Source organism: Flavobacterium notoginsengisoli, from assembly GCF_042686225.1.
GTDB lineage: Bacteria > Bacteroidota > Bacteroidia > Flavobacteriales > Flavobacteriaceae > Flavobacterium > Flavobacterium notoginsengisoli.
The window spans coordinates 38,723-60,633 of the sequence record NZ_JBHUOT010000017.1; the positions used below are offsets into that span (position 1 = coordinate 38,723).

General features: G+C 33.8%; 14 protein-coding genes. 8 read left to right on the top strand and 6 right to left on the bottom strand.

Translation table 11 applies throughout. The annotated features are described in order from the left end of the window. Positions 1–3 precede the first annotated feature (3 nt). The gene (locus ACFS3A_RS25630; RefSeq protein ID WP_379828415.1) at positions 4–615 is read right to left on the bottom strand and encodes an RNA polymerase sigma factor; all 612 of its coding nucleotides are present in this window, start codon (positions 613–615) and stop codon (positions 4–6) included. Between the two features lie 279 nt (positions 616–894). Here ACFS3A_RS25630 and ACFS3A_RS25635 point away from each other — a divergent pair, with 279 nt between their 5' ends. From ACFS3A_RS25635 to ACFS3A_RS25670, 8 genes are all read left to right on the top strand, one after another. Continuing rightward, a complete protein-coding gene (locus ACFS3A_RS25635; protein ID WP_379828416.1) occupies positions 895–2,046 on the top strand; it encodes a FecR family protein in 1,152 nt (383 codons plus the stop codon). Between the two features lie 199 nt (positions 2,047–2,245). Next, positions 2,246–5,812 (top strand): SusC/RagA family TonB-linked outer membrane protein, encoded by a 3,567-nt coding sequence (locus ACFS3A_RS25640; RefSeq protein ID WP_379828418.1) that lies wholly within the window; start codon positions 2,246–2,248, stop codon positions 5,810–5,812. Between the two features lie 17 nt (positions 5,813–5,829). Further along, entirely contained in the window at positions 5,830–7,233 is a 1,404-nt protein-coding gene (locus ACFS3A_RS25645; RefSeq protein WP_379828420.1) for a RagB/SusD family nutrient uptake outer membrane protein, read from the top strand. A gap of 65 nt (positions 7,234–7,298) precedes the next feature. After that, positions 7,299–8,501, top strand: coding sequence for a redoxin domain-containing protein (locus ACFS3A_RS25650; protein ID WP_379828421.1), 1,203 nt, complete (start codon positions 7,299–7,301; stop codon positions 8,499–8,501). A gap of 93 nt (positions 8,502–8,594) precedes the next feature. Then, positions 8,595–9,734 (top strand): redoxin domain-containing protein, encoded by a 1,140-nt coding sequence (locus ACFS3A_RS25655; protein ID WP_379828423.1) that lies wholly within the window; start codon positions 8,595–8,597, stop codon positions 9,732–9,734. Between the two features lie 125 nt (positions 9,735–9,859). Further along, positions 9,860–12,652 (top strand): M16 family metallopeptidase, encoded by a 2,793-nt coding sequence (locus tag ACFS3A_RS25660; protein ID WP_379828424.1) that lies wholly within the window; start codon positions 9,860–9,862, stop codon positions 12,650–12,652. Between the two features lie 153 nt (positions 12,653–12,805). Then, positions 12,806–14,815, top strand: a complete 2,010-nt coding sequence (locus ACFS3A_RS25665) for a protein-disulfide reductase DsbD family protein (protein WP_379828426.1) — start codon at positions 12,806–12,808, stop codon at positions 14,813–14,815. A gap of 13 nt (positions 14,816–14,828) precedes the next feature. Then, positions 14,829–16,334 carry an aminotransferase class V-fold PLP-dependent enzyme gene (locus ACFS3A_RS25670; RefSeq protein ID WP_379828428.1) on the top strand — a complete coding sequence of 502 codons (1,506 nt, stop codon included), beginning with the start codon at positions 14,829–14,831 and terminating at the stop codon, positions 16,332–16,334. A gap of 49 nt (positions 16,335–16,383) precedes the next feature. Here the strand turns inward: ACFS3A_RS25670 and ACFS3A_RS25675 are convergent, their stop codons facing one another. The 5 genes from ACFS3A_RS25675 to ACFS3A_RS25695 form a co-directional block, all read right to left on the bottom strand. After that, complete coding sequence (locus ACFS3A_RS25675; RefSeq protein WP_379828430.1) at positions 16,384–17,304, bottom strand: bifunctional helix-turn-helix transcriptional regulator/GNAT family N-acetyltransferase; 921 nt, start codon at positions 17,302–17,304, stop codon at positions 16,384–16,386. A gap of 160 nt (positions 17,305–17,464) precedes the next feature. Then, positions 17,465–18,793: a BspA family leucine-rich repeat surface protein gene (locus ACFS3A_RS25680; protein WP_379828432.1), complete on the bottom strand. Its 1,329-nt coding sequence runs from the start codon at positions 18,791–18,793 to the stop codon at positions 17,465–17,467. 2 nt (positions 18,794–18,795) lie between these two features. Continuing rightward, positions 18,796–20,331, bottom strand: a complete 1,536-nt coding sequence (locus ACFS3A_RS25685) for a Vgb family protein (RefSeq protein ID WP_379828434.1) — start codon at positions 20,329–20,331, stop codon at positions 18,796–18,798. A gap of 51 nt (positions 20,332–20,382) precedes the next feature. After that, a complete protein-coding gene (locus ACFS3A_RS25690; RefSeq protein WP_379828436.1) occupies positions 20,383–21,477 on the bottom strand; it encodes a DUF5977 domain-containing protein in 1,095 nt (364 codons plus the stop codon). 56 nt (positions 21,478–21,533) lie between these two features. Beyond that, positions 21,534–21,902 (bottom strand): tail fiber assembly protein, encoded by a 369-nt coding sequence (locus tag ACFS3A_RS25695; protein WP_379828438.1) that lies wholly within the window; start codon positions 21,900–21,902, stop codon positions 21,534–21,536. Between the last annotated feature and the right edge of the window lie 9 nt (positions 21,903–21,911).

Here is a 21,911-nt window from a genome sequence, read left to right on the forward strand (position 1 = left end):
AATTCAGATTAATTTACTTAGTCTGAATTTTTTTTTAGCAGAAAACAAAAGAAACAAAACGCTTCTTACTTTTTCCTCCAATGAAGTTCTTAGGATAGAAAAAGCTTTAGTGATTTGAGCTTCAACAGTTTTTATGGAAACGTCCAAATGTTCAGCGATTTCAATATTCGTTAAACCTTCTTTTTTACTCAGAATAAAAACCTCTTTGCATTTTGGAGGCAGATTCTGAATTTCCTTGTTTACAGCATTTAAAACTCTCTGAAAAGCTTCAGAATCTTCTTCCTGAACAATTCCGTTCAAAGCATCATAATAGGATTTTTCCAATGAAAATAAAGATTGGTTTTTTCGATATAAATCAATAAATTCATTATAAGCTAATTTGTAAAGAAAACTTTTTAAGGAATGATCTGCTTTTAATCTTGTACGTTGTTCCCAAACCTTGATAAAAACGTTTTGAACAATGTCTTCGGCACTGTAAATATTCTTTACCAGACTGTTAGCATAAACACAAAGTTTATGATGATAGGTGTCGATTAAATAGGTATAAGCCATTTCATCTCCATTTTTTAGAGACTCAATTAATACAGTATTATCGTTGTAATCACCCGTTTTCATAAAAACAAATATATAAATTTATAATTTTCGCTGTTTAAATAAGGCCTTTATTTGCTAAAAATCTTCATTTTTGACAAATTCTATTTGAAATTTATTACAAATAAAAAACCGAAAAAACGCAAATATAAAAATATTTACTCTTTTATTTCTATCAAATTAGTAGAATTTATTGATGTTGAAAAATAGAGAAAAATAAAAAAATCATCAAAATGAAAAAAACTTTATCAAATTGTTAGGGTTTTGTTTTTTGGCTTCGTAATAATATTAAAAACAACTAAAATGACCGTGAAAAAATCAGAGCGTTTAATCGTTAAATTTATCACAAATCAGGCAAGTCAGGAAGAAATTGAGCAACTGACCGAATGGTTAAAAGAGGGTGAAAATCAAATTGTGTTTAAGGATTTTGTAAAAACCAATTACGCAATAGACACCGCTATGAATAATTTTGATTCTACTGAAGTGAGAAAACAGCTTTCTGAAAGAATCAGAAAAGAGAATAGTATTTTTTATAAAAGAAGATTTTCATCGTATTATAAATATGCAGCTATTTTAATTGTGGCTTTGGGAGGATTTTATTTTTATAAAAATTCAGATACTGTAACAAAGCCCAAACAAAATATAGTAATTCCAAGAGAAGATGAAATTGTGTTGCAGCTTGGAAACGAATCGCAGAATCTGAAGTTAAACGAAGACAGAAACATAGTCGATAAAGACGGAAAAGTAATTGGAAGACAGGAAAAAGACAGATTGGTTTACACAAAAGCTTATTCTGAAGGAGCACTGGTTTACAATACGATCAGGATTCCCTACGGAAAAAAGTTTGAGGTACAATTGTCAGATGGAACATTGGTACATTTAAATGCCGGAACATCATTACGTTATCCGGTGCAGTTTGTAAAAAATCAAAACCGCCAAGTTTATCTTTTGGGCGAAGCTTATTTTGAAGTAGAAAAAGACAAAGAACATCCATTCAACGTAAATACACAAAATATAAATATTGAAGTTCTGGGAACTAAGTTCGATGTAGATACTTACAGTGAAAATACAAGCACTGATGTGGTTTTGGTTGAAGGAAAAGTGTCTTTATATAAAGATCAGAAAGCAAAAGAAAACCAGGTATATCTGAAACCTGGGGAAAAAGGTTCAAACGAAAGCGGACAGTCAAAAATTACAAAAGAGCTGGTTAATACGGAGTATTATACGGCTTGGGTAAAAGGAAGTTTAGTATTTAAAAATGCGTCGTTTGAGAATATTATTAAAAAACTGGAACGTCGTTACAATGTGACTTTCATCAACAGAAATAAAATGCTTGGGAAAGAAATTTTTAATGCTCGTTTTGATAACGAACCAATCGAAGTGGTTTTGAAATATTTCAGCGACAGTTATGCTATTGATTACGATATAGACCGAGATAAGATTACTATTAAATAGAGAATAGAATATAGAAGTAAGATTGAAAAATCTAAGATATAAAATCAGAAATCTAAAATAAATTAAACGCCTATGTAACAAAAATCCAAAAATGAAATGGATCGTTATAAAAAAACCGGAAAATGCGCCAACATTTCCCGGTAGAGTAAATGCGATCAGTTAATTAACCAACCAACATTAAAAAAAACATTTTAAAAGTATGAAAAAACTATTGAACAAAATCAGGTTCGACGAGCCTTTTTTGAAATTCGATTTGAAAATGAAATTGACCACATTATTTATTTTAACCACTTTTACGGTTATGCAGGCGGGAGTAAGCTACTCGCAAAAGGCCAAAATGTCTTTTAATGCAAATAACATGACCGTTGCAAAAGTTATCGAAAAGCTTGAATACACTACGAATTATAGATTTGTTTACAATGTAAGATCTGTTGATTTAAACAGAACAATTAATGTTAATGAGAATAATGTTTCTATCGAAACAATCTTAAATACCATTTTTGGAAATACAGGTACAGACTATAAAGTTTCTGGAAACCACATTGTTTTGATGGCAAAAAAAGCGCCGGAAGAAAAAACAGTAAAAGCCGAAGCAGATTTTATCGTAAAAGGTAGGGTTACTGACGAAAAGGGAATGCCTTTAGTTGGTGCAGCTGTTGCTGATAATGGTTCAGGTAGAGGTGTAAATACTGATTTTAATGGTGAATACCAGATTATTGCCGTGAGTGGCGAAACTACTTTAGCGTTCTCTTATTTAGGATATGTTAGACAAGAAATAAAAGTGGAAGGTAGAAGCGTTATCAATGTTGTTTTAAAAGAAGATGTACAGGAATTGGAAGGACTTGTTTTAAAGACAGGGTATCAGGAAATTACTGCAGAAAAAGCAACAGGATCTTTTTCCAACTTAAAAGCAGCAGATTTTAAAGAACAACGTTTAAGCGGTTTAGATAAAATTTTAGAAGGACGTATTGTTGGATATCAGGACGGAAAAATCCGTGGAACGACTTCTATGGCAACTGGTTCAGCAGTACCTTTGTACGTTATTGATGGTTTTCCTGTTGAAAACACAAGATTAACGCCTTATAATACAATAGAAGAAAATCTTCCAGGCCTTAACTTAGAAGATATTGAGACGATTACAGTTTTAAAAGATGCGGCAGCTTCCTCTATTTATGGTGCACGTGCTGCTAATGGAGTTATAGTAATTACCACTAAAAAAGCAAAAGCAGGTAAAACCAATATTTCTTTTTCAAGTAACTTGACAGTTACTCCTTATAGAAATTATACAGGAAACCTTACTGATTCTGGAGATATTATTGATTTAGAAAGAGGATGGGCAGCTGGAAATCCTAATTTGAAAACGGCAAATTCAGCTACTTATGCGCAATCATTGCTAAATAATGCAGCATTTACAAGTTTAGGAATGCAGACTATTTTGAATGGTTATGCCGGAAAAACTTCAATGGCAGAAATGAACAGCCGTTTGGATGCACTTGGTGCTCAAGGTTACAAATACTATGATGATATTGCCAAATATGCAAAACGTGATCAATATTTTCTACAGCACAATCTAAGTTTAGGAAAAGCAACTGAAACGAATACTTTCAATGCTTCTTTAACTTACAAAAGCAATCAGCTTGAAGATATCAATACTGAAAATGAAACAATTGGTCTTAATTTGAAAAACTCAACACAAATTAACAGCTGGTTGTCTTTGGACTTAGGAAGTTACACTAGTTTTGGAAAAGGAGATACACAGAGTTATTTTGCTTCAAATCCGGGATTCAAATATCAGCCATACAATCAGTTGGTAAATAATGATGGAACTAATTTTGTTTCTACAGCTGCCTCTCGTTATAATAATTTTACACTTCAGTCGATGCAGACTTACGGTCTTTACAACATGGACATTACTCCAATGGATGAATTTGGAAGAAATGGTGTTGAAAACAAAAGTTTCCTGAACAGAACATACGCTAAGTTTAATGTGAAATTCAGTAAAGCATTTACATACAATGCCATGTTCCAATATGAATTTGCTTCAGATCGTGCAAGTCAGTTATTTGGAAGAGATTCTTACTATGTACGAAACAAGGTAAATGGTATGGTTACAATTGCGAATAATAAAGCAGTTTATAATTTGCCTTATGGCGATATTATGAAACAAACCAATCAGTTTTCTAATGCTTATAATTTCCGTCAGCAGTTAAACTTTAATCAGACTTTTGCTGAAAAGCACGATTTTTCTGCTATAGCCGGTATGGAGATTCGTCATTCAAAACAAGAGTATAATGATAACACTCGTTATGGTTATGATGCACAAGCTTTATCTTTTACAAATATTAATCAAGCCGATTTGTTAAAAGTATACGGATCTGTTTTCAGTGGTTATATGTCACAAAATGAATTTGCATTAGAAAAAGAATTGCAGAACCGCTATGTTTCAGTTTACTCAACAGGTGGATATACTTATGACAGAAGATATACGCTTTCCGGAAGTGTTCGTTGGGATCGTTCTAATCTTTGGGGAACAGACAGTAAATACCAAAACAAACCAATCTGGTCTGTTGGTGCGGGCTGGAATATTAACAATGAATCATTTTTTGATGTGGATTGGGTAGATGCACTTAAACTTCGTGGTTCTTATGGTATTGGAGGAAATATCGCAAAAGATACTGCGCCTTATTTAACCGCTTTTTACAGTGCTAATCCAAATGTTGGAGGAACTCAGGGAAGTGTTGGCAGACGACCAAATCCTGAATTGTCTTGGGAAAAAACAACTACAACAAACATTGGTTTAGACTTTTCATTCTTTAAAAGCAGATTAAGCGGAACTTTAGATTTATATAATAAAAAAGGTCAGGATTTATTAGCTAGCAGCCAGGGAATTCCAACTGAAGGATTTGGATATTCAACCTATACACTTAATAACGGAGAAATGACCAATAAAGGTATCGAAGTTAGTTTAAGAGGAACACTGGTAAAAACACCATCATTCTCTTGGGACGCTTCTGTTTTGTATGCCTATAATAAAAACGTAGTTGATTATGTAAATGTAAAAGCTCCGGTATATTATCTTCAATTAGATTATCCTTCTTCTTTTCCAAGAGTTGGAACAAGTTTTAACTCTATTTATGGATACAAATGGGCTGGTTTGAGTAATACGGGAGTTCCTCAGGTTTATGATGCTTCAGGAACAGCAGTAAAATACAATCCGGGACAGATAGATGCTATTAAAGATTTTGGATCTACAGTTCCTACACATAGCGGTTCTTTCCATACTTCTGCCAATTATAAAAACTTCTCACTTTCGGCTCTTTTCATTTATGAGTTAGGACATAAAGTAAGAAACACATTCCTGCCAATGTTGGCTAACAATTATAATGGAGCAATTGGAGGTTATGTAACAGATATTACAGTAGTAAACAATCATATTGCAGATCGTTGGAAACAGCCAGGAGACGAAGCTTTTACAAATGTTCCAAGAGTTGTATATGAGTATGAATCAGAATTTAATTCAGAATCTCGTACTATTTATTCTTATGCAGATATCAATATTTTGGATGCTTCAAATGTAAGATTAAGCAACATTTCATTGGCGTATCAAATGCCAAGTGCTATTATTAAGAAAGTAAAATTAGACGGAGTACGTTTCAATTTAAACGCAGAAAACGTATATACTTTTGCTAAAAGCAGAGACGCTAAGTATATGTTGGGCGGTTTTACCTCTCCAAGTTTTGTTTTTGGCGTAAATGTTAATTTCTAATTTATAAAGACTAGACGATGAAAAATATATATAAAAAAGTTGCGTGCTTATTAGCTTTAGGATTGACTTTTGCATCTTGCGACGATTATTTGAACGATGTTCCTAAAGGAGCAAAATCGCCAGAAACATTAGCAGATTATGAAGCCTTTTTGCGTGACGAATACAATACGAGATTAGATATTTTAGGAGCTTCACAATTGCTGAATGACCAATTTATAACTGCGGCTACTTTAACCAGCAATAGATTGTATAATGCCAACTATACGTGGGATGAAAATGCTGATCGTATCGCGTTAAAAGTGTCAGATGAAACGGCTTATTATGGAACTTATTCTGGAATTGCGGCTTTTAATTTAATTATAGAGAATGCACTAACGGCAACTAAAGCAACCGAGCAAGAACAGAGAATGGTTTGGGCACAAGCGAAAATAATGCGTGCCATGAACTTTTTTTATGTGACTAATTTTTATGCCGATACGTATGTTGCTTCAACAGCTGCAACAAAATTATCAGTGCCGTTAATTACAAGCGCCAACATTAATGCGCCAAGTAAACAAGTTACAATTCAGGAAATGTACGACTTTATCTTGAATGACATTAAAGAGGCTTTGCCATATTTACCAAAGGTTGCTCAAACAGCTCTACATCCAAATTTAGGCGCGGCTTATGCATTTTATTCAAGAGTTTATCTACAAATGAATAATTATACAGAGGCTTTAAAATATGCTGATTTAGCATTGGCAGAAAATAATCAATTGTATGACTGGGTTGCTTTTTATAATACAAATAAAGCCATTATAGATGTGCCTAATTCGTATACAACATCAGTATCGCCAATGGGCTATACGTATAATGAAAATTATTTTTTTAGACACGGTTCAAGCCGTTCTTTAGGCAGGGAAACAAGTATACCGGTAGAAAGAGCAGCACGTTTTGAAACTGGAGATTTGCGTTTGAAATCACGTTGGAAAATAAGAACAGTGGGGGCCGATACTTATTACTATTCCATATTATCAGGGATGTATAATTTTGCTGGAATCACAACTGTTGAGGTTTATTTAATCAAAGCAGAGTGTTTGGCGCGTGATAATAAAATCAGTGAGGCTTTGGCAATTTTAAATGCAGTTCGTAAAACTCGTATTCTTCCAGCTTCTTATCAGGATATTTCAACTACAGATAAAGCAACCGCTTTGAATGCTATTTTCAGAACAAAAAATAACGAGCTTCTTAACACATTAACTCCTTATGCAGATGCTCGTCGTTTAAATGCAGAGGGCATTTACAAATTTAGTTTAACAAAAGTAGCAAACGGAACTACTTACACGTTAAAATCAGATTCTCATTTATGGACTTCGCCTTTCCCACAAGGAGCAGTGCAAAATCCAGGAAATGGAACCATTACTCAAAATGTAGCTAAATAATAACTTTAAAAGCTTCCTGATTAGGAACTCCGAAAAGGAAGCTTTTTTTTAAATATCAATCAAAAATGAACACAATTAAATATAAAATATTAGGATTGTGCATCTGCTTGTTCACGATTTCAAACAGCAGTATCGCACAAAAGAAAAAAGCTGTAACTCCTGCAGCAACTTCATATACAGTGGAAGGAATTATTACGGGGCTAGCAGATGGGACGGCTGTAAAATTAGTTCCGGGAGCAACACATTCTTCTGAGCTTCCGGTTGCAGAAACTACACTAAAAGACGGCAAATTTGCTTTTACAGGAAAACTAAATGAACCACGTTTTTTCTATGTTGTTTTTGGTAAAAGCAAAGGATTTATTCCTGTTTTAGTAGAAAATTCTAAAATAAAAATAACTGCGGATGGAGAACTTTCAAAAAGAGAAGACGAGAGAATTATTTTTAAAAATGAGGTAGTTACTGGTTCTAAATCAAATGATTATTTTGTGAAAGAAACTGCTTTTAAAGCTGAATTAAACAAAGATTACGAAGATTATCATAAAGGGACTGAAGAACTAGGGAAATTGTATTCTAGCGCAAGAGTGGCAGGAAATAAAAAAGTAATGGACTCTATTGCAAATTCTCCAGAATGGAAAGCTTTTGAAGCAAAAGAAAAAGCATTTTTTGCAAAAGTAGAAAAAACAACTGCAGATGTTATCGCAAAGCATAAAGCAACTTGGTGGGGACCATTTTTTATGATCACACAATACAGTTATTTTACACCAGACCAAAAGCCAATTTATGAGCAGTTTTCTGAGGCAGCAAAGAAAAGTTATTACGGTCAAGTTGTAGATAAAGACTTAAATCCAAAATCTTTAATTGGGACAAGCATTGCTAATTTCAATTTGAAAGATAAAGACGGAAAAGCCTATAATGCAAAAGATATTGTAGCTGGAAAAAAATACATTTTAGTAGATTTTTGGGCTTCCTGGTGTGGACCATGTCGTAAAGAAATTCCAAATTTAAAAACAGCTTATGCAGAATACGGAGCAAAAGGATTTGAAATTTTAAGTATTTCAATCGATAAAGACGAAAAAGCTTGGCAAAAAGCTTTGGGACAGGAAAATATGCAATGGCATAATCTTTTAGACGATGATAAAGTAAGTAAATCATTTAATGTAAAAACAATTCCAGCAACTTATTTAGTGGATAGTAAAGGTGTAATTATCGGCGACAATTTAAGAGGTGCAGATCTGGAAGCGAAATTAAAAGAACTATTAAAATCGTAATTCAGTTTTCAGTTATGGTTTTTAGTTCATAGTCGAAAATTAAACTGAAAACCTAAGCTGAAACTAAAAAAATAACAAACAAAAAATATCAACATGAAAAGTACAATCTTAAAATCAGGTTTATCTGCTTTAGCGCTTATGACCGTACTTTCTTCTTGTTCAAAGAAAGAAGAAGGATTTACAATCAACGGTAAAATTGCCGGATTAGATAAAGGAACGGTTTATCTGGAAAACACAGATGAAAAAGGAAACAAAAAAATTGCAGATTCTGCACAAATACAAAAAGACGGAACTTTTACGCTTTCCGGAAAAGTTTCAGAACCTTTATTGCATACCATTAAATTAAAAGGAGAAGAATACGGTGCTTATTTTCTTTTATCTAATGAAGATATTAAAGTAGAAGCTAAAAAAGATTCTATTTATAAAGCTAAAGTTACGGGAGCAACTCAAAATGATATTTACAGATCATATTATGATAATGAGTTCAAAAAAATACAGAACATCGCAGGCCCTGTTTATAAATTATCTGATTCGTTAACGCAGAATGGAAAAGTAAAATTAACTGCAGACCAACAAGCTGCAATGGATAAAAAATGGAAAGATCTTCAAACTTTTGCTGATGATTTAACCGATAAATTTATCAGAAAAAATAAAGATAAAATCGCAGGAGCTTTGGTAATTAATGACAGAATTGTGTCTTATGGAACACCGGAACAAGTAAAAATGTATTATGGAGTTTTGACTCCTGAAGTGCAGAAATCAGTTTACGGAAAACAGTTGAAAGAAGCAATTGATCTAAATGATAAAACGGCTGTAGGTGTTGTTGCACCTGAGTTTTCTCAGACAGATGTAAATGGAAAAGTCGTTAAATTATCAGACTATAAAGGAAAATATGTTTTGGTAGATTTTTGGGCTTCCTGGTGTGGTCCATGCCGAAAAGAAAACCCAAATGTGGTTGTGGCTTACAAAACGTATCATGACAAAGGATTTGATGTTTTAGGAGTTTCTTTGGATGATAAAAAGAACCTTTGGGAAAAAGCAATAGAAAAAGACGGATTAACCTGGACGCACGTTTCAGATTTGAAAGGATGGAAGAATGAAGCAGCTGTTTTATATGGCGTAAAAATGGTTCCAACTAATTACTTAATTGGACCTGACGGAAAAATCGTTGCCAAAAACCTTAGAGAAGCTGAACTTCAATCTAAACTGAAAGAAATTTTCAGTAAATCGTAAATCATTTCACAGTCTTCAGTATTTAGTGTTCAGTTTCGCCTCGATCAAAGTTTTCAATTCGCGAGTTAGACTGAACACTAAATACTGAAAAACTGACCACTCTAATAATATCTCAATCACAAAAAATGAAGAAATACATCTTTCTGGGCTACTGCTCATTAGCTTTCTGTACCCTAATTTCAGCGCAGAATAAATCGGTTAATTTTAAGAAAATCAAAGAATTAGGCGGAATAGAAGAATATTTATACCAGCCAAATGGCATGAGTGTACTTCTTTTACAAGACAATGCTTCACCTGTTGCCACCGTGCAAATTGTATACCGTGTAGGTTCTAAACACGAAGTTTTAGGAAATACAGGATCCACTCACCTTTTGGAACATTTAATGTTTAAAGGAACACCAACTTTCAACAAAAAAAACGGAAATACTATTACTGATGTTTTGCAGAATACGGGAGCACAGCTAAATGCTACGACTTGGTATGATCGTACAAACTATTTTGAAACACTGCCAAGTGATAAAATAGAACTGGCACTTCAGATCGAAGCAGACAGAATGCGTAATTCTTTACTGTTAAAAGAAGATAAAGAAGCAGAAATGACGGTGGTACGCAACGAATTTGAAAGAGGAGAAAATAATCCGAACAGTTTGTTGGACAAAGAAATCTGGGCATCTGCTTATATTGCGCATCCATACCACCATTCCACAATCGGATGGAAATCAGATATTGAAAAAGCACCGATTGAAGTTTTAAAGAATTTCTATAATACCTACTACTGGCCGGATAATGCGACTTTAACCATTATTGGAGATTTCAGAAAAGAGAATGTTTTTGAATTAATCGAAAAGTATTTTGGGAAAATTACAAAAGCACCGCATGTAATGCCTCAGCCTTATACAGAAGAACCTCAGCAGTATGGTCCGCGTAAAATTGTGGTAAGAAAACCAGGTGAATTAGGCGTTGTCAACAAAGCGTACAAAATTCCGGGCGCTTTGCACGAAGACCTTCCTGCTTTAGGTATTTTGGCTCAGATTATTGGTAATGGACCATCGGCTATTTTAAATAAAACTTTTGTTGACACCCGAATGGGAATTTATTCTTATGCCAGCGCGACAGAGTTTAAAGAAGTAGGATTATTTACAATTGGAGTAGGATTTCCAACCACTTCAAAACACGAAGATATTGATGCTAAAATCAGCGAGGTTGTGGCTAAAATTCAGAAAGAAGGCGTAACTCAGGATGAAGTAAACCGTGTTGTAGCAAAAATCAGTGCTCAGACTGTTTTAGCTCGTGATGGTTCCGGAGTAATTGCATCAGCATTAAATGAAGCTATTGCAGCTGGTGACTGGACAGATTATGTAACAGGAGTAGATCGTTTAAAAAAAGTAACTCCTGCTGATGTACTTCGCGTTGCCAATAAATATTTGGTAGAAGACCAGAGTACAACAGGTTATTTTATTCCGAAGCAAGCCGGAGCTCAAAATACAGCTGCTGCCAAAGCAAATAACTTCGTAGAAGAAAACGGACCTTTCTATTACAGACATCCGGAAGATGGACATGTGCATGAAGAAAGATCAGGCTCGACTCTTTCGTTAGAACAAAAAAACAATTCGGAGATTACTTTTGATGAAACTGTAATCGAGAAAACAGCTTCAGCTTACAAAAGAGAAAAAGTTTCAGGAATCGATGTGGTTTCAGTAAAAACTTCCGCTAAAGATTTTGTGACTGTTGCAGCGAGCATTTCTTTAGGAAATTATGCAAGCGAAACAAAAAATGATATTATTCCGGCTTTGACAGCTTCGATGCTTTCAAAAGGAACTACATTGAATGATAAATTCAAATTCTCAGAAAAACTACAGAAACTGGGAGTGACTTTAAATGTAAATGCTTCGACTTTCAAAATCAACATTGGCTTTAAATGTTTGAAAAAAGATCTGGATCAGGTTGTTACTTTACTGGCTGAAGAATTAAGAAATCCTTTGTTTGATGCTAAAGAATTCGAAAATTTAAAACAGCAGTTTATCGGGAATACGCAACAGGATTTAAATGATCCGGGAGAGAGAGGAAGTATTGCTTTATCTCAGTCTATTTATCCAAAAAACAATCCGAATTACAGTTTAAGCGTTGAAGAAAATATCGAAAATATTAAAAAAGCAACTTTAGATGAAGTAAAAGCTTTTCACAAAAAATATTTTGGAACTGCATCAATGCGACTAGTAATTGTGGGAGATACAGATGGAGCGAATTTAAATAATTCCTTAAAAAAATCATTTAAAAACTGGAATGGCGGAGTTACAGAAAAACTAAAATTTGAAGAGGCTTCAAAAACTGCAGCAAAGACAGAAGTTGTTACAATTCAGGAGAAACCAAGTGCAGAATTATTCATAGGACAATTTACAGGTTTAAAAAGAGCCGATGCCGATTATATTCCGTTTTATATTGGAAATTATACTTTAGGAGCCGGATTTGCAGGACGTTTAATGCAGACCGTTCGTGACAACGATGGATTGACCTACAACATTTCATCCGGAATTGGAGGAAATATTGAAACTGGCGGTTACTGGTTTGTAAATGCTTCTTTTAACCCAAATTTATTCCAGAAAGGTCTTGACGCTACAATGGTTCAGGTAGATAAATGGGTAAAAGACGGAATTACAGCAGAAGAACTGGAGAACAAGAAAACCAATTTAATCGGAAGTTTTAAAGTCGGAATGTCAACTACAAACGGAATGGCAAGAACGATTTTAAGTTTTATTGAAAGAGGATTAGAACCAAACTATATTGACCAATATCCAAAAGACATCGAAAAAGCGACTTTGCAGCAGGTAAACGATGCAATCAAAAAGTATGTTAAACTGGATAAAATGATTATTATTAAATCGGGTTCTTTAGACAAAGATGGGAATCCTTTGAAATAAGTGATCAGTGGTCTTTAGTGTACACTGAACACTTAAAAAAAGTCTTTCAATACTTCATTTTAAAATCTGAATTAGTAAGCCAAATTTTATAAGAAAGACTTTCAAGAGCTGTCGGCAAGCAGCTCTTTTTTTTCAATCAAACTCAAAAAAACAATGAAAAATAGCATTATTATAGTACTGTTACTTCTTTCTGGGAGTATGTTTGCCCAAATGTACAATCCTGTAAAGTGGTCAACATCAGTAGAAAAAGTATCGGATAAAGAATATATTTTAAAAGCTAAAGCCGTAATACAATCCGGCTGGCATTTGTACGGACAATATATTGAGGAAGGCGGACCTTCACGAACTGCTTTTACTTTTAAAAATCCTTCTAAAAAATTTGAACTTATCGGAAAAACAACCGAAGAAAAAGGACATGAAGTTGTCGATAAAATCTTCGATATGAAAATTAAATATTTTGAAGATAAAGCACTTTTTACACAGAAAATAAAACTGATTTCAGAAGGTCTTTCGAACATTGAGGGTGAAGTTGAATTTATGGTCTGTGATGACAGTAATTGTTTACCGCCAACTTCAGAAGAATTAGTTTTTAAAATTCCGACTGAAAATAAAACTGCTGCTGCAGAAGCAACTCCGACGGCAGAAAAAGATTCAGTAATTACAGAGGAAGTAACTTTGGTAAAAGCTGTTGATAAAGCTGAAAAAACAGTTGCTGTTGATGCACCAAAGAAAAATGAAAAAAGAGGTTTGCTGAGTATCTTTATTATTGCTTTTTTATCAGGTTTTGCAGCATTGTTAACACCTTGTGTTTTCCCGATGATTCCAATGACAGTGAGTTATTTTACAAAACAAAGTAAGACCAAGGCGGCAGGAATCAGAAATGCGATGATTTACGGTTTTTCAATTGTGATAATTTACGTTTTATTAGGTTCTATTGTTACAGCCGTTTTTGGTGCCGATTCATTAAATGCACTTTCAACAAATGTTTGGTTCAATTTGATTTTCTTTATTTTATTGGTTGTTTTTGCTTGCTCTTTTTTAGGCGCTTTCGAAATTATGCTTCCAAATTCTTTGGCAAACAAAGTAGATTCACAGGCTGATAGAGGCGGATTAATTGGAATTTTCTTTATGGCTTTGGCTTTAGCCATTGTATCATTTTCTTGCACAGGACCAATTGTAGGAACTTTGTTGGTGGAAGCTGCATCAAAAGGTGGAATCGCTCCAATTGTGGGAATGTTGGGATTTTCAATTGCTATTGCTTTGCCTTTTTCATTATTTGCCGCTTTTCCGGGCTGGTTAAATGCATTACCAAAATCTGGCGGATGGCTGAATACCGTAAAAGTGGTTTTAGGATTTTTGGAATTGGCTTTGGCTTTCAAATTTTTATCGAACGCTGATTTAGTGTTGCAGTTACATTGGTTAGAAAGAGAAACTTTCTTAGCAATCTGGATTGCTGTTTTTGGAATGCTGGCGTTTTATTTATTCGGAAAAATTACTTTACCGCATGATTCTCCATTAAATCATATCTCTGTTGGAAGATTAGGCTTCGGATTGATTGTTTTAAGCTTTACCATTTATTTAATTCCGGGACTTTGGGGTGCTCCTTTAAAATTAATCAGCGGATTCCCGCCACCAATGCAGTACAGTGAATCTCCAAACGGATTGTGTGTTTCAGGCAATTCAGAGTTAAAAATTACGGGTTCATTACCGGAGGGAGCAGAGCATGGCCCACAAAATATCATCACTTTTCATGATTACGACAAAGGAATGGAATATGCTAAAAAACAAGGAAAACCGGTTTTATTAGATTTTACAGGATATGCCTGTGTAAACTGTCGTAAGATGGAAGAACTGGTTTGGTCAGATCCTAAAGTTTTAGGTGTTTTGAATAACGATGTGGTGTTGATTTCGCTTTATGTAGATGACAAAAAAGAACTTCCGGAAAGTGAGCAGTATACTTCTGAAACAACTGGAAAAAAGATCAAAACAATAGGAAATAAATGGAGCGATTTACAGATTAAAACCTATAAAGCCAATGCGCAGCCGTTTTATGTAATTGTGGATCATAACAGTAATTCTCTAACTGAAACCTCAGCTTATAATCCTGATATTACAGAGTATTACAACTGGCTTCAAAGCGGGATTAAAAATTTTAAAAAATAAACCATTTTAAGAAATGATAAACGAAATGGATACTATTTTGAAAACAAAACCAAGCGAACTCGAAAGTTATTTTTCTGAATTTAGAGAAAATACAATTGGAGTAAATCACAGATTTGAATCGATTTACGGACAGCAAAATTTGCTGTACTCCGATTGGATTGCCAGCGGAAGATTGTATTTTCCAATTGAAGATATCATGCTCCGCAAAATTGGACCAATGATTGCCAATACGCATTCATTTTCAAGTCAAACCGGAAAAGCTTCGACTTATGCATATCAATATGCAAGACAGCTGATTAAAAAACATGTCAATGCATCAGATTCAGATTGTTTGGTGGCAACTGGAACCGGAATGACGGCAGCTTTAAACAAACTACAGCGTATTATGGGATTACGTTCTGAAGATAATATCTACAGCGTAAAACTCAATTATGATGACGAAAGGCCAGTAGTTTTTATTACTCACATGGAACATCATTCCAATCAGGTTCCCTGGTACGAAACGATTGCTGATGTTGTCGTTTTACCTTGCGGAGAGAACAATTTAGTTGATCCAAAAATACTGTCAGAAGAACTACAAAAATTCAAAAATAGAAGACTTAAAATTGGTTCGTTTACAGCCTGTTCGAATGTAACCGGAATTATTACACCCTATCATGAACTGGCTAAAATAATGCATCAAAACGGAGGATACTGTTTTGTCGATTTTGCTGCTTCAGCACCTTATGTTCAGATAGATATGCATCCTGAAGATCCCGAAGAAAGACTGGACGCCATTTTCTTTTCGCCACATAAATTTCTGGGCGGTCCCGGAACTTGCGGAATTTTGGTTTTCAATGAAAAATTATATCAATCGAATTTTCCGGATAATCCGGGTGGAGGAAATGTAAAATGCACGAATCCGTGGGGAGAATATCATTACAGCGATGCCATTGAAGTGAAAGAAGACGGAGGAACTCCGGGATTTTTGCAGGTAATGCGAACGGCTTTATGTCTGGAATTGAAAGACAAGATGGGCGTTCAAAAAATGAAAGAAAGAGAGACAGAACTGCTTCAGCTTTGTTTTTCCGAATTACAGAAAATAAAAGGTTTAACCATTTTAGGAGATTTACAGACTGAAAGAATTGGCTGTGTTTCGTTTACTGTTGAGAATATTCATTACAATTTAATGGTAAGGCTTTTAAATGACCGTTTCGGAATTCAGGTTCGTGGAGGCTGGTCCTGTGCCAGTACTTATGCCCATTTTTTACTTGATATTGATGAAGAAAAATCAACCGCAATTACAAACGGGATACTTCAGAAAAACTTAACCGAAAAACCGGGCTGGGTAAGGGTTTCACTTCATCCGACGATGAAGAACGAGGAGCTTTTATTTATCTGCAATGCAGTTGATCAGATTGTTTTTAATATTGAAGAATGGGAGAAAGCTTATCAATACAATCCTGTAACCAATGAGTTTGATAATCTTTTGATAGAAGAGACAATTGATGAAGATGTGAAAGAATGGTTTTCTTTATAAAAACAAAAAAAGTAAACCTCCAAAGTCAGTTGATTTTGGAGGTTCTTTTTTATTGCAGTTTTAAATCGTACCGTTCTTCATTAAAAGTTTTTCCCCATTCCTTTATTTCTTCAGATGAAGTAAGTTCAAAACCTGCCAGTTTATACATTTCAAGTGCTTTATTCTGAAGATTGGTTGTAAGCAGGAATACATTTTTAAATTTTTTCTCTCTACAAAAAGCTACAGCATCGGTTAATAGTTTTTTTCCAATTCCTAATCCTCTAAAAGCAGGATCCAGTAAAAACCATCTCAGCTGTGCTTCATTTTCCGGCTGATGCTGAATGGCAATACAGCCTACGATCTTGTTATTATATTCTGCCATCCAGATGCGATCGTTTTCAGGAGAATAATTTTCCAGGAAATGGTAGAAAGTTTTGATTACATATTTCTCAAAATCAGTAGAAAAATTGGATTCATTACTGTAAATATAGCCATGAAGGTAAATGATATATCCAATATCGCCAGGATTAATATTGTGTCGATAGGAAATCTCATCACGTTCTATTTTATTTTCGGTCAGAAGATTTCTAACCTTTTGCATAGAACTGACTAACATTTCTTTTTCGGTAAAATTCAGTTTTTCAATTTTATTCTCGATCAGCTTTTCAGATTTATCGTTTAAAGCACTTAATAAATCATTCCCCGAATTGCTCAGTTTGATATTAAAAGCTCTTTTATCTATTTCCGAAGAAACTCTGATTATGAGATTTTCTTTTAAAAACCTTTTCAGGATTCTGCTTAAATAACCTTTATCCAGATTTAAAATCTCGGTTAGTTTTTGAGCGGTTATGATTTTGTTTTCGCTAATCTCGTATAAAATTCGAACTTCAGTCAAAGAATAATTACTATCCAGATAATGCTGATTTAAGATATCTAAATGAGCAGTATAAAAGCGATTGAAACTTCTGATTTTTGAGGTTGGGGTATTCATGGTTTTAAGAATTGTATTGTTGGGATACAAATGTATGGATTTTTTAGTTGCTTTTGTCAACTATTTTTTGAATTGTTTCAATAAAAAAACCTTCAACGGATGTTGAAGGTTTTTCAAAATTTATGAAGAATAGAAATATGGCTTCTATACTTCTAGAAAATTATATTCCGCCATCTGCGATAATCCAATTGTTTGGAGCAGAAGTTAATATTGATTTTCCTGCATCACTGGCAGAAGTTCTTTTGATACTTCCAAATGTTATATTTATTGGTGTTTTAACAGGTCGAGAACTCCATCCGTTGTATATAGCATCTAAATTTTCTGCCGAGAAAGTCTCTGGTGTTTTTGCTGTCATGAATGAATGAAATTGGGTTACATTACTAACATTCCATGAACCAATATTTTGATTAAATGCATCAGCATTCTGAAACAAATTATTCATAGAATTTACTTTACTAACATTCCATGAACCTATATTTTGATTAAATGCAGTAGCATACTGAAACATAGACCCCATATTTTGTACATTACTAACATTCCATAAACCTATGTTTTGATTAAACACATTATTAAAAGCAAACATTCCACCCATATTTTGTACATTACTAACATTCCATGAACCTATGTTTTGGTTGAAATTTGTAGCACTGCTAAACATAAAAACCATATCCGTTACTGCCGAAACATTCCATGAACCTATATTTTGGTTGAAATTTGTAGCATTTTGAAACATACTACCCATATTCGTTACTGCCGAAACATTCCATAAACCTATGTTTTGGTTAAAATTTTTAGCCATTCTAAACATAGAATTCATATTTACAGTTCCATTTGATTTAATTATCCAATTGTTTATTGTAGAACTACCATCATTGTTAAAATTTGTAGCACCATTAAACATAGATGACAAATCCGTTACTGCTGAAACTTTCCATGAACCTATGTTTTGGTTAAAATTTGTAGCACTTTTAAACATAGAATTCATATTAGTTACTGCCGAAACATTCCACTCATGCATACCACTTAAAGTTGTCAATGCAGTACAATTTGAAAAAAATGATGACATATTAGTAGTACCATTCAAATCCAAAATATCAGAAATTGTAGATAAAATAAGATTTGCACATCCCGAAAAATAACCTCCATTATTCCCTAAGTTTAAATTTCCCCAAGTTTCTACAGACAAGATTTTTAGTTTATCCATACTGTCATTAAATGCCCACCCTTTACACATACCTAAAATACTAATCTGATAAGTACCTATTGTTGAATATGTATGTGTTGTTTGTGTTTGATTCCAAGATGAAATAAAATTTGAAGTTCCGTCACCCCAAAAAACAGTAAAAGCGTAAGTTCCTGAATTTACTAATGGTAATTTTACTTGTTTGTTGGTACTTGAACCAGTAGATATATTATCTGTTTTCCAAGTTGAAATAAATGGTTTGTTTTTACTTCTCCCAAAAATTGTATTTTGTATTAAGTTTCCCATAGCTATACACCTAATAATAAAATACTATTTGTATTTCCACGTTTCGTAAAAGTGAAAATTTGTTTTTCAGTTGTGGCAGAAGGAGTTCCAAACAACCAGATGTGTGGTGCTGTGATTAACCAAATTACTGTTACACCAGGTAATGTGATACCATTAAAAATGAAACTTTGGGGTAATGAAGAAGGTACTGTAATTGTGCAGTTAGTGGTAAAAAGTACAGTTTTGCCATGCCAGTTAGATGGAATAGTTTGACTTGAGCTTACTTCAATTTGATCTGAAATATCTTGGTTATGGGAGAAATCAATGTTTCCATTTCCAAGAATTGATTCTCCATTAATAGTTTTAATATTATTTTTTGTAACGAGATTAGATACGTCAGTATCTGAAGCTTTTAGATAAGGTACATCTTCTAAATAAGTTGTTTTAACTATTTGTCCAGTTGAATCTGTTTTTAAAACTTTATCGTTACTAATAATATTTGTTTTTTCTATTTTATCTCCTGAATCTGTAGTTGAATATAGATAATTATCACTGCCAATTAATATTCCTTTTGGAAAAGGACTTACTGTTTTATGAATTGAAGATACTCCTGATGAAGTTATTTTTACAATCCAGTACCCTCCATAACTTACAGTATAGAAGTCACCATTAGAAGCTTGGCATATTGCTCCATCAATTCCCGAAAATGTTGCAAATAAAGTCGAAACACCCGAAAGTGTTATTTTATAAATATTATGCGATATAGTAACATATAAATTATTATCTATTCCCTGAACGATCCCTCTAGGATTGTTAAGTCCTGTAACTAGATTACTTATGGCTCCTGCAAGCGTTATTTTATAAACAGTACCAAGCTGACTTACGACGTATAAATTTCCATCCTTTCCCTGAGTTAAATTATTTAAATTACTTAGACCAGTCACAAAAGTACTTACAACTCCAGTAAGGGTTAGTTTATAAATTGTTCCATTGGAACTACTAGTCACATATAAATTTCCGTCATTTGCTTTACAAATTCCAAAAGGGCTTGTTATTGTGGTTGAAAAGGAAGCATTGACCAGTTCTCCTGTCGTTTTATCGATTTTAGAAATTGTCGAATTACCATTATTTGCGACATAATAATAGCCATCTCCACCGTCGCAGATACTGCTAGGATTGTTTAATCCATTTGTGAAAGAAGTGGTTGTAATTGATGGAGAAGTACTAATTTTGTTAAGTTTTAAACCGCTAGTTCCAGCTGTACCGCTATCTATAACCAATTCTCCAGATTTAGTTTCTGTGTTAAAACCAGTTTTATGTAACACGTTATCAAGTGCGGGCGGAGGTGGAAGATTATCTATTAAATCCTTTAAAATTTTTCCCTGTCTGGCGTCAAGAGCTTTTCCTTCTTGTGTATAATCTAAACCATTATAATTATCAATTTTAATATTTTCAATACTATTAAACTCTAATTCACCATTATTGTTAGTAATTAAAATTTTATCAGGCTGATTTGTTTCCAAATCAGCCACTTTTATTCTGTTGTAGTCTGTACTCATTTTTTGGTATTTAATTTGTTTTTATTATTCAGTTTTTACGGGTTGGTGGTATTAAAACTCACATTCTAAATAGACCTCGCCGGTGGCTGGAGTTATAGAAAGTGTCGGCCTGTTGTTTGTACTTGGCTCTACATTTCCTTTATCCCCATTAGAAATAAGGAAAAAGTTAAATGCTGCTTGAGATAACAGTAGATCTAGTTGAGAAGAATTTAAAGAAATTTGGTTTTCAGCCGTTGAATTAACAGGGACTGAAACACTATTTATAAAAGTGCTTGAATCCCAATCGTTCCAGTCTGCCAATTGGAAATTTTGGTTTACAGGAATCTGGATGTTAGCGCCAAATAAATTAAAAGTTAGTGCATTTCCAACCGTATTTTCTGCGAACTTAAATTTGATTTTGGCAGTTTTTGGTTTTGTAGTGATAGACGAAGTATCAATAACTCCTCTATATCTATTCAGATAAAAGTCTTGAGCATTTTTACCTCCTCCAATGACATTGTTATTGGTATGCTGTAGTTCTGCAGAAGCAGCGTTTTTACATAAGTTCCAGGATGAGTCTTTTTTCTCGAATATGACAGATCTGGCAGCTTTCAAGGTTAGTTTTAAAGGTAGTGTCGTAACAGTTAAGACATTACTACTACCTGGATTTCCAGCTGCATCTTTAGCTTTTACATAAAAACTGTATGCAGTAGATGGTAAAAGTTCGTCAATTGTATGTGAAAAAACGGTATTTGAGACAGAGGCCAAAAATGTGTCGTCAATAAAAATATCATAGCCCACTACTGCAATATTATCTGTTGCTTCAGTCCAGGATAAGACTACACTGTTTAGGGTAATATTTGATGCACTTAATATAACACTACTTGGCGGTATAGTATCGATGAAACAAGTTCCAGAATTATTAGCGTATGCCTGAGAATTAGTTTTGAGCCAGGATTCTGCCTGTTCGTTCGCCTTGTCAACACTTTCATTTGATACAAATTTATTTGCCTGAGCAGTAAGAGTTACTGAACTGGGTATTCCTGCTGCACAATCATTCTTAATTTTAGTTAAGGTCTGTTCCGTATTATAAAAAACTGTTTCTCCTTCTGCCGGAATATAGTTTTCTTGATAGGCAAAAGGCTTGTAAGTTGTGTTTTCTTCCATATATCTATTTTATAATAGTGATGATTTGTTTAAAAAACATTGTGTAATTATTTTTGCTACAATGGTTTTGAGGGCCAGATAATAACTTCTGGATTATCAGTTTCTGTTAAGTTTCTTAACTCCTGTCGGTAATTTTTCCATTCTAGTTTTTTTGTTTCAGAAAGAGGCGAGTCTTCCATTTGTGTCCAGTCGCTTTCGGTTAATAAATTATTGCGAGCAATTCTTAGATTTTCAAGAAGCTCTTCTAGACTTTGAACAAAAGGAAAATGAGTATGCTTTCCATCAATGACTTTATAGTCTTTTGACAATGCTTGCTGCCATTCTTCTTCGGTTAAGTCAATATTCGGTTCTGGAATATTTTCGTGAATTCCTTCTACATAAAAACCAGTGTATTCTCCGTTTTCGTTATATGTTCCTTTATACATAATTTTTGT